Genomic DNA, 8,846 nt, shown 5'->3' with positions numbered 1-8,846 from the left:
AAGAATTTGTGGTATATTTGTTGTGGGCATGGAATCACTCCTTTGAGTTTGTTTGTCCACAACGATTATAGGAGGATTTCATGCCTTTTTCAATGACCTTGTTATCCAATATTTATCTCTTTAACTCGACTTGCATAATTTGAGAAAGAAGGTAGTAGGAATTTATTACGATAGATTTCACAAATTAAAAGAAGCTGTGAGGAACTTCTTTGAAAAGGAAGTTAAAAAAGAAAGTTGCAAGGCAGAGTTAGAAAAATTTATAGGCTCCTCTTTTCAGATCATAAAGGGGTAATTTCTGTATGTCTAAATTTGGTTGAGTATATTTCAAAGAAAGGGTTGAATCTCATTTATGAATTCTTATCTCAGATAAACGGATACACAAAACTTGGTAAAGACCTGATCAGGAATCTTTTTTGTCATCGCTTGAAGGAAAGTAGTGTTGATTTTCCAAAATTACTCTTCCCTTACGTATTACCTTTTTCACATGCGCTGGCAACTCAAAGCTATCTTCTTTTAAACATTCTTCGATAAGATCGATTGGTAAAGATGTAATAAGCCATAAGTCAGTCACGTCGATAGCATCATCTTTACGAAGTGGTGCTTCTTTTAAAGCTTCTTTTACAGCCAAAACGTATTTTTCTATTTCCTTTTCTTCATTTTCCATCTTTGTTCCTCCATTTTCTGAAACTCAGTGATTACATTGGTAATGATAGCATAAAGTGTGTTTATTTTTTGTGAATGTGCAGCAAGGGTGTTAAAATAAAGTGCGCGAGAGAATTTTTTAAGATGTTTCGATTGCTCTCAAAGGAGAGGGTATGAGAAGATTCGTTCATCTTCACCTTCACACTGAATATAGTTTACTCGATTCAATTGTTCGAATAGACCCTTTGATTGAGAAAGTAAAAAATCTTGGTATGAATGCGGTGGCCATAACCGATCATGGCACTATGGCTGGAGTCGGCAAGCTTCATTCTACCGCTTTAAAAAATGGTGTTAAACCCGTCATAGGCTGTGAAGTGTACATGAAGGGAGAAGGAAGAAAACGCCACCATCTTACGATAATAGCCAAAAACAAAAATGGATATTTTTCTATTGTAAGGTCTCTGAACGATCTAAAAAAAAGAGATGAAAATGGATTTAATGATGAGGACATCTTCAAACTTGAAGATGTCATTGTTCTTTCTGGATGTATTGGGGGAAAGATTCCAGCTGCTATATTGAACGATGATTTTGAGAGCGCAAAAACTCTTGTTAAATCTTACAAAGAGCGTTTTAAAGACGATTTTTATCTTGAACTCATGAGAACTGGCCTGCCTCAACAAAAAAAGGTAAACGCGGCTTTAATGCGATTATCAGAGCTGTTTAACGTGAAAGTGGTGGCCACGAATGATGTTCATTTTTTGAACAGAGAAGATGCAAAAGCCCATGGTCTTTTCGTTTCCATTGGAAGAAATATGAAATGGGATGGAGAATACGCTTACGGTAGCAATGAGTACTACTTAAAAAGCCCAGAAGAGATGTATGGACTTTTTAAAGATATTCCACAAGCATTGGAAAATACCTTGGAAATAGCGAACAAGTGTGAAGAATACGATTTGAAACCAAACATTGAACTTCCATCTTTAAAAATGACAAATGAAAATGACTGTGAAAGGCTGAGAAGAATTCTTCGTTCTAAGGTTAGCGATAAAAAGAGATGGATGAAAATAGAAGAAGAACTTAAGATCATAGAGGCAAAAAACTTTTGCCGTTATTTTATGGTAGTGGCAGAGATAATTAAAATTGCCGATAAAGCCGGAATAGTTATAGGACCAGGAAGAGGCTCAGCCGTGTCTTCAAATGTCGCTTACACCTTAGGAATAACAAGCGTTGATCCGATGAAGTACGATTTACTCTTTGAAAGGTTCTTAAACGAATACCGTCAAGGCGACCCAGACATAGATGTGGACGTCGAAGATACCGAACGGAATTCTTTAATACTAAAAGTGATCGAAAAGTTTGGACAGGATAATGTGGTTCAAGTCGGCGCTTATGGGACACTTGGGAGTAGGGCCGTTATAAGGGCAATAGGAAAAGCTGTTGACTTGAACGATAGAGTAATTAACGATCTGGTATGGAAAGTATCTGGATACCATTCCGTAGAACAAGCTTTAAAAGAAAATCCCTCCTTGCAAAAGGCTTTAAAAGATCCATCAATTTCAGAAACGCTCGAATACGCAAAATTTTTAGAAGGAATCGTTCACCATAGAACTATCCATGCCGCTGGTATCATCTTATCTTCAACTCCTATAAAGGACAAAATTCCTCTTGTATGGAATGCAAATTCGTGGGTGAGCGAATTCGATATGGATTCTTTGGCTGAACTCGGAGTTATAAAGATAGATCTGTTAGGGTTAAAAACGTTGACCAACATAAAAGAAACGTTGGGAAATGCTACACGTAAAGAAATAAATGCTCTTCCAATCGATGATAAAAGTATATATTCACTCCTAAAGGAGGGAAAAACGCTGGGAGTGTTCCAACTCGAAAGTCCTTCTGCGACCGCTTTGACTAAAAAAATGGCACCGGAAAAATTCGAAGATTTAATATCGCTCCTAAGTCTCAATCGCCCGGGGCCAATGTATTCAGGAATGGCGGACGAGTACGTAAGAAGAAAGCATGGCCTTTCTTCTAACGAAGACGAATTTGGATTAAACGATTTGCTCAGTGAAACGTATGGGATGATAGTTTATCAAGAGCAGATAATGCAAATTGCAAAAGAAGTAGCTGGCTTTTCTCCAGCAAAGTCTGATTTGTTTCGCAAAGCCATATCAAAGAAAAAAAGTGAGCTATTGGAAGAACTCGAGGATGAGTTTGTGAAAGGTTGCATGAAAAAAAGCGGATTTGAAAGTTCAAAGGCCGAAAGACTGTTTAAGCTCATAACTTCATTCGCTTCATATGGTTTCAACAAATCTCACAGTGTTGCATATGCTCATATAACTGCCTGGACAGCTTATTTAAAGGCAAAAAAAACCGCTGATTATCTTTCTTCACTGATGAATTCACATTTATCCGATACAACGAAATTACCCCTTTACGCAAGCGAAGCAAAAAGAATGGGAGTGGAAATACTACCACCAGATGTGAACAGTTCAAAGGCTATTTTTAGCGTAGACTCGAATAAGATACTAAGTGGTTTGGCATCCATTAAAGGCGTCGGTCTTTCACTTGCAAACAGCATATATGAAGAAAGAAAAAAAGGACGTTTCGAAAGCCTTGAAGATTTTCTCGCGAGAATAAGAGACGCTAAGCCAACTAAAAGGGCAATTGAAGCGTTGATTTTGAGTGGCGCATTGGACTCGGTATGCTCCAACAGAAAGTACGCTGTTGAAAACTTAGATCTCATATGGGATAGGGCAGAAGGCGGGCTGAAAGCCCTTCAACAACAGCTTTTTGGAGATCAAAGAAACGTGGAGCTGCCTTCTGTAGAAGGCTATCCTGACTATTCTATTACAGAGAAAATTAACTTACAGCGTCAATACTTCGATTTGACAATTTCTTCACTAAACGGAAAGGGTTTTTCAAAGGTTTTGGAGGAAAATAGAGGAAAGGTAAAATTCTATCTTTCCGAAGATGGAGAAAAAGTTTTGGCAACGGACGGGGAAAGTGAAGAGGAAGTGATTTTACCATTTTCTCTACCACTTGGTGGTCCTTACGTGGGTATATTCAAGCACGAAAATGGAAAGATGGTGTTGGAAAGACTTTTACAAACGCCAAATATTACTTACATTTACGTAGAAAATGTTGATGAGATTGAAGATACTCTTTCAAAACTTTTAGATGCTAAGGGTAAAAAGGTGATATTGAAGTTCAAAGGTATTTCTATGGTTATAGATGATAAAACACTAAGTGAGGAGGTAGCACGGTGAAAGATGAAGAGATAAGAAAAGAGTACGAAAGATGGAACGAAAAAACCGAAGAAACGTTGAAAAAGTTTCCTGAACGTGGCGAATTTAAAACCACCTGGGGTGAAGAGGTGAAAAGGCTTTACACTCCAATGGACGTTGGGGATTACTCGCAGATCGGTTTTCCGGCTGAGTACCCTTTCACAAGAGGCGTTCAAAGCACCATGTACAGGGGAAAACTTTGGACAATGCGTCAATATGCCGGTTTTGGTACGGCTGAAGAGTCAAACAAGAGGTACAAATACCTTTTAGAACAGGGACAAAGCGGTTTATCAGTTGCTTTTGATCTTCCAACCCAAATTGGCTATGATTCGGACGATCCCCATTCTCTTGGAGAAGTGGGAAAAGTTGGAGTGGCAATCGATTCGCTTGAAGACATGGAAATACTTTTTGAAGGTATTCCCCTTGGAAAAGTGAGTACTTCGATGACGATAAACTCAACTGCTGCTGTGCTTCTTGCCATGTATTTGACAGTCGGTGAAAAGCAAGGGTTCAGTAGAGATACACTGCGCGGTACGATTCAAAACGATATTTTAAAAGAGTATATCGCACGTGGAACGTACATTTTCCCACCTCAACCTTCAATGAGAATAATAACGAACATATTTGAATTTTGCTCAAAAGAAATGCCTTTGTGGAATACGATAAGCATTAGTGGTTATCATATAAGGGAAGCTGGAGCGGATGCAGTTCAAGAAGTGGCTTTCACACTGGCAGATGGCATAGAATACGTAAGGGCCGCCGTGAACGCAGGATTGGATCCAAATGTTTTTGGAAAGAGACTTTCTTTCTTCTTTGCTGCGCACAACGATTTTTTGGAAGAAATAGCGAAGTTCAGGGCAGCTAGAAGGATGTGGGCAAAGTTGATGAAAGAAAAATTTGGTGTTACCAATCCTTCGGCAATGCGTCTTAAATTCCATACGCAAACATCCGGTTCAACGCTTACCGCTCAGCAACCGGATAACAACATAATCCGTGTTACCATTCAAGCTTTGGCAGCGGTGCTTGGCGGAACACAATCATTGCATACCAACTCAAGAGACGAAGCATTGGCACTTCCAACGGAAGAATCTGTAAGGATAGCCTTAAGAACTCAGCAGATAATTGCTTACGAATCAGGGGTCCCAAAGACGGTTGATCCATTGGCAGGTTCTTATTACATAGAAAGTCTCACCGATTCAATAGAAAGAAAGGCTTTTGAATACATAGATAAAATAGAAGATCTTGGTGGAATGGTTAAGGCGATAGAGTCTGGCTACGTCCAGCAGGAGATAAGTAATCGTGCTTACGAATATCAGAAAGAAGTTGAAGCGGGGAAGCAGATAGTCGTTGGAGTGAACAAGTTCACAATAGAAGAAGAGCCTCCAAAATCCATTTTAAAGGTTAACGATCAGGTTGAACAAGAGCAAATAGAAAAACTCAAAAAGTTGAAAGGGAAAAGGGACAATGAAAAAGTCAGAAAAGCACTAACAGCTTTAGAAAACGCCGCACGAACGGACGACAATATCATGTATCCGATAATAGAAGCCGTTAAAGTTTACGCAACGCTGGGAGAAATTTCAAACGTTTTAAGGGACGTTTTTGGCGAGTACAAAGAATCGATAACGATTTAAGCGCTGTGAAGGAGGAGTTGAAAATGATAAAAGTTATGATAGCAAAGCCGGGATTGGATGGTCACGATAGAGGCGCTAAGGTTATAGCAAGGGCTTTGAGAGATGCCGGTATGGAAGTTATATACACCGGAATTAGACAAACTCCTGAACAAATAGCCCAGGCGGCCGTTGATGAGGACGTTGATGTGTTGGGCCTTTCAATACTTTCAGGCGCACACATGAAGCTGGTTCCAAAAGTTTTGGATTTGTTGAAAGAAAAGGGGGCCAATATACCGGTTTTCGTTGGTGGTATAATCCCAGAAGAAGATGCCGAAAAACTGAAAGAAATGGGTGTCGTAGAAGTGTACGGACCAGGCACGTCTACCGAAAAGGTTGCTGAGCAGGTGAAAAATTTTGTTGAACATTCGCATGCGTGATGAAGAGATCATAGAGGGAATGAAAAATCGCGATAGAAAGGTATTGGCAAAGGTACTTTCTTTGTGCGAGAATTCCCCGGAAAGAGCAAATTTCCTTCTTTCAAAGCTGGAAAAAAAGCTTTCCCATCTTATCGGTATAACCGGTAGTCCTGGGGTTGGAAAGTCAACTTTAACGAGCTCAATTCTGGATGAATTGAAAAATAGAAATGTTGGCGTTGTGGTTGTAGATCCGTCGAGTCCGTTTACACATGGTGCTTTGCTCGGTGACAGAATAAGAATGCAATCTCACGCAACATCACGTAATGTCTTCATACGCAGTTTTGCAAGTAGAGGGGCGCTTGGTGGGCTGGCTCCTTCCATATTCGAGGCGTGCGATGCTTTTGAAGCTTTTGGAATGGACAATGTGATAATTGAAACTGTTGGAGTTGGACAATCAGAGGTTGATGTCAGAAATGTGGCCGACACCGTGGTTGTTGTGCTCTCGCCCGATGGAGGAGACGAAGTTCAAATGATGAAAGCGGGGCTCATGGAAATAGCGGATATATTCGTGATAAACAAGGCGGATAATCCAAGAGCCCAAATTTTGAAATCAAGGTTAAGTGCTGTTTTGGCAATGGGAAAAAGGGAAATTCCAATTTTTCTTACCAATGCCTTAACTCATGAAGGCGTCAAAGAAGTTGTAAATGCACTAGACGAAAGATTTCAAAAGATGAAAGAGAATGAAACTCTTGCAAAAAGGAGAAGACAAAAGTTATTTCATCATGTAAAGGCTTCCTTGAGGAGAGAATTGGACGATTTGATCGAGAAAAGCGAGGTAAAAGATTTGGTTTTGAATAAAGATTTTTTGGAGCTAAAGTCTTTATTTGTACGTGAACTTTGTGAAAAATACAAATAAATTGCGAAAGGATGGTGACGTACCTTTTAGGTATCGATCATGAAAGCTTTGAAAATAGACCACATAGGCGTGGCTGTGAAATCAGCGGAAGAGGCTTCGAAAATTTTCAAAAGCGTGTTGGGGTTGCAAATAGAAGAAGAAATACTCGAAGATAGAAAATTAAAGGTTGTGATGGTAAAAATTGGAGAATCAAGAGTGGAATTGTTAGAAGATCTTGATGAGAATGGAACGATTTCAAAATTCATAGAAAAACGCGGTGAAGGGTTACATCACATGGCTTTGGAAGTGGACGACGTGTACAAAAGCGTTGAGAAGCTAAAAGCAGAAGGATACAGGATACTTTCCGATCCGGCACCAGGAGCGGGAGGAACCATCGTAGCCTTCGTTCATCCAAAAGACGTGCACGGAGTGCTCTTAGAACTCGTTGAGAGGAGGAAAAAGGATGAATAAAAATGAAGATCTTCTCAAGCGTCGGGAAATAATCAGGCTTGGTGGAGGAGAAGAAAAGATAAAGAAACAACATGAAGCTGGAAAACTCACGGCACGTGAAAGAATAGATCTTCTTTTGGATGAAGGAACATTCATTGAAATAGACGATCACGTAAAACACAGATCGACTTACTTTGGACTGGATAAGAAAGAATTTCCAGCAGACGGTGTGGTAACTGGTTTGGGAAAGATAAATGGAAGAAATGTGGCCATATTTTCTCAGGACTTCACAGTTCAAGGTGGATCTCTTGGCGAAATGCATGCCAAGAAGATAGCCAAAATTCAAGATATGGCCATGAAGCTTGGAATACCGATAATTGGTATAAACGATTCTGGTGGTGCCCGTATTCAAGAAGGCGTTGATTCACTTTACGGCTACGGTGAAATTTTTTACAGAAACACAATGGCTTCTGGAGTTATCCCACAAATAACGGTGATCGCTGGTCCGTGTGCCGGTGGAGCCGTTTATTCTCCGGCAATAACCGATTTCGTTTTAATGGTTGACAAAACTTCCAAAATGTTCATAACCGGTCCTGAAGTCATAAAAGCCGTAACTGGTGAAAACGTTACGCAAGAAGCGCTTGGAGGTGCTCTTGTGCACAACTCGAAAAGCGGTGTTGCCCATTTTATGGCAAAGGATGAAAAAGAAATGGTCGAAATGGTAAAAAAACTCCTTTCTTACCTTCCATCAAACAACATGGAGGAGCCGCCTCTTTCAGAACCAGTTGAACTTCAAGCAGATCCTTCGCTAGATACGATAGTACCTGAAGATGCTCACAAACCTTACGATATGTTAGAGGTCATAAAGAAGGTTGTTGATCCGAATTCGTTCTTTGAGGTTCATTCTAAATTTGCCCGCTCTATGATAGTTGGATTTGCCAGAATAAATGGAAGAAGTGTGGGTATCGTTGCGAATCAGCCAAAGGTGTTGGCAGGGGTTTTGGACATAGATTCTTCCGACAAAGCGGCACGATTTATAAGATTTCTGGATTCATTTAACATTCCGATAATCACATTTGTTGATACTCCTGGCTTTCTTCCTGGAACTTCGCAAGAATACGGAGGAATAATTCGGCACGGTGCAAAATTGTTGTACGCATACAGCGAAGCGTCCGTTCCAAAAATCACAGTTATAACCCATAAAGCTTACGGTGGCGCTTACATTGCCATGGGTAGCAAACATCTTGGAGCGGATTTGGTGTTGGCGTGGCCAAGCGCAGAAGTGGCGGTTATGGGGGCTGAAGGAGCCGCAAACATAATATTCAGAAAAGAAATAAAGGCATCGAAAGAACCGGAAAAGACGAGAAAAGAGAAGATAAAAGAATACTCAGATGCGTTTTCAAATCCGTACGTGGCAGCTTCCAGAGGTTATGTAGACACCGTTATACTGCCCTCCGAAACACGCAAATATCTCGTTAAGGGATTGGAAACGCTGTCAACAAAAGCTGAAAGCAAACCTTCAAAAAAGCATGGAAATATTCCTCTATGA

The 8,846-nt window shown here is 40.2% G+C and carries 7 protein-coding genes; 6 read left to right on the top strand and 1 reads right to left on the bottom strand.

Annotation, left to right across the window (positions count from 1 at the left end; all coding sequences use genetic code 11):
- Window positions 1-400: 400 nt before the first annotated feature.
- Entirely contained in the window at window positions 401-664 is a 264-nt protein-coding gene (locus tag ACXJIN_RS00715; RefSeq protein ID WP_456398657.1) for a hypothetical protein, read from the bottom strand.
- Between the two features lie 151 nt (window positions 665-815).
- Here ACXJIN_RS00715 and ACXJIN_RS00710 point away from each other — a divergent pair, with 151 nt between their 5' ends.
- The 6 genes from ACXJIN_RS00710 to ACXJIN_RS00685 are packed head-to-tail and all read left to right on the top strand — an operon-like array spanning window position 816 to window position 8,846.
- Window positions 816-3,908 carry a DNA polymerase III subunit alpha gene (locus ACXJIN_RS00710; RefSeq protein WP_456398655.1) on the top strand — a complete coding sequence of 1,031 codons (3,093 nt, stop codon included), beginning with the start codon at window positions 816-818 and terminating at the stop codon, window positions 3,906-3,908.
- Window positions 3,909-3,919: 11 nt separating this feature from the next.
- Window positions 3,920-5,557, top strand: a complete 1,638-nt coding sequence (locus ACXJIN_RS00705; RefSeq protein WP_456398662.1) for an acyl-CoA mutase large subunit family protein — start codon at window positions 3,920-3,922, stop codon at window positions 5,555-5,557.
- A 23-nt stretch (window positions 5,558-5,580) separates the two neighbouring features.
- Window positions 5,581-5,973 carry a cobalamin B12-binding domain-containing protein gene (locus tag ACXJIN_RS00700; protein ID WP_456398645.1) on the top strand — a complete coding sequence of 131 codons (393 nt, stop codon included), beginning with the start codon at window positions 5,581-5,583 and terminating at the stop codon, window positions 5,971-5,973.
- Window positions 5,954-6,868 carry a methylmalonyl Co-A mutase-associated GTPase MeaB gene (meaB, locus tag ACXJIN_RS00695; RefSeq protein WP_456398638.1) on the top strand — a complete coding sequence of 305 codons (915 nt, stop codon included), beginning with the start codon at window positions 5,954-5,956 and terminating at the stop codon, window positions 6,866-6,868. The genes ACXJIN_RS00700 and meaB overlap by 20 nt, the downstream gene beginning before the upstream one ends.
- A 39-nt stretch (window positions 6,869-6,907) precedes the next feature.
- On the top strand, window positions 6,908-7,318 hold the full coding sequence (gene mce, locus ACXJIN_RS00690) for a methylmalonyl-CoA epimerase (RefSeq protein WP_456398637.1): 411 nt from the start codon (window positions 6,908-6,910) through the stop codon (window positions 7,316-7,318).
- Window positions 7,311-8,846: an acyl-CoA carboxylase subunit beta gene (locus ACXJIN_RS00685; protein ID WP_456398635.1), complete on the top strand. Its 1,536-nt coding sequence runs from the start codon at window positions 7,311-7,313 to the stop codon at window positions 8,844-8,846. The genes mce and ACXJIN_RS00685 overlap by 8 nt, the downstream gene beginning before the upstream one ends.

Source organism: Mesoaciditoga sp. (assembly GCF_054006115.1).
The sequence above is the reverse complement of the archived record's forward strand: the minus strand, read 5'-3'. Positions and strand labels throughout refer to the sequence as shown.

What these genes read in the sequence shown, in the direction of transcription:
- ACXJIN_RS00715 (WP_456398657.1), bottom strand. Translation starts at nt 664, where the DNA reads ATGGAAAATGAAGAAAAGGAAATAGAAAAATACGTTTTGGCTGTAAAA.
- ACXJIN_RS00710 (WP_456398655.1), top strand. Translation starts at nt 816, where the DNA reads ATGAGAAGATTCGTTCATCTTCACCTTCACACTGAATATAGTTTACTC.
- ACXJIN_RS00700 (WP_456398645.1), top strand. Translation starts at nt 5,581, where the DNA reads ATGATAAAAGTTATGATAGCAAAGCCGGGATTGGATGGTCACGATAGA.
- mce (WP_456398637.1), top strand. Translation starts at nt 6,908, where the DNA reads ATGAAAGCTTTGAAAATAGACCACATAGGCGTGGCTGTGAAATCAGCG.
- ACXJIN_RS00685 (WP_456398635.1), top strand. Translation starts at nt 7,311, where the DNA reads ATGAATAAAAATGAAGATCTTCTCAAGCGTCGGGAAATAATCAGGCTT.